This window comes from Desulfobulbus alkaliphilus, assembly GCF_016918545.1.
GTDB lineage: Bacteria > Desulfobacterota > Desulfobulbia > Desulfobulbales > Desulfobulbaceae > Desulfobulbus > Desulfobulbus alkaliphilus.
This window is the reverse complement of record NZ_JAFFQC010000247.1, coordinates 1-446: the sequence shown is the minus strand read 5'-3', so window position 1 is coordinate 446 and position 446 is coordinate 1. Positions and strand designations below refer to the sequence as shown.

Sequence of the window (446 nt, the reverse complement as noted above, 5' to 3'; positions counted from 1 at the left end):
CCTCAAGCCCGACCCCACGGTCCTTCTGCAGATGGCTGCCTCCATGGGCGTGGCCCCGCAGGACTGCGCCTATGTGGGCGACAGCGACGTGGACATGATGACGGCACGCAATGCGGGCATGACGGCCGTAGGCGTGGCCTGGGGCTTCCGCGGCGCGGCCGAGGTACAGGCCGCCGGAGCGGACATGGTGGCCGCCGATGCCGAAGAACTTGTAGATATCCTTTTGAAAGCCTGAGGTGTTATGGAACGTCCCATCATCGAGATCGACGAAGAAAAATGTGACGGCTGCGGCCAGTGCGTGCTGGACTGCGCCGAAGGGGCCCTGGCCGTGGTGGACGGCAAGGCCCGCCTGATCCGCGACAGCTACTGCGACGGCCTGGGTGCCTGCCTGAACTGCCCCCGCGGCGCCCTGCGCATCGTCATGCGCGAGGCCGAAGCCTTTGACG

At 66.6% G+C, this 446-nt stretch carries 2 protein-coding genes; both read left to right on the top strand.

Annotated elements, in window-relative coordinates; all coding sequences use genetic code 11:
- A partial coding sequence (locus JWG43_RS18360; RefSeq protein WP_205244371.1) for an HAD family hydrolase occupies nt 1-235 on the top strand: 235 nt, incomplete at its 5' end.
- 6 nt (nt 236-241) lie between these two features.
- Nucleotides 242-446: ATP-binding protein (locus tag JWG43_RS18355; protein WP_205244370.1), on the top strand; the 205-nt coding region annotated here is incomplete at its 3' end.